This window comes from Pseudomonas sp. F220 (genome assembly GCF_057813935.1).
Genome location: NZ_JBVASJ010000203.1, coordinates 1 through 255, shown reverse-complemented (window position 1 = coordinate 255; position 255 = coordinate 1). Strand labels below are relative to the sequence as shown.

1 protein-coding gene is annotated in these 255 nt (G+C 62.0%); it reads right to left on the bottom strand.

Features of this window, described 5'->3' with window-relative positions; all coding sequences use genetic code 11:
• On the bottom strand, positions 1-255 hold a 255-nt coding region (locus tag ACZYSM_RS29640; RefSeq protein WP_489077250.1), incomplete at both ends, for a hypothetical protein.

The following is a 255-nucleotide window of genomic DNA, read 5'->3' as shown; positions in this document are numbered from 1 at the left end:
GGCTGCTGCTCGAAGGAGCCGGCGGTGGTGTGGTAGGTGGTTGTCACCCGCTGCACGCAATCGCCCTGGATGGTGGTCTCCTCGGTGAGCAGGTGGAAGTGATTGAAGGTGCGCTGCACCGTGCGCACCACCTTGCCGTCGACTTTATGGCTGGCGGTGGAGCCGTAGGCGTAGTCGCTGGTAGCCTTGTACAGCTGGTCCAGACCGTCGTTGTCCCAACTGATGTTGGCGCCGTTACCGATGAAGTTGTGCAGC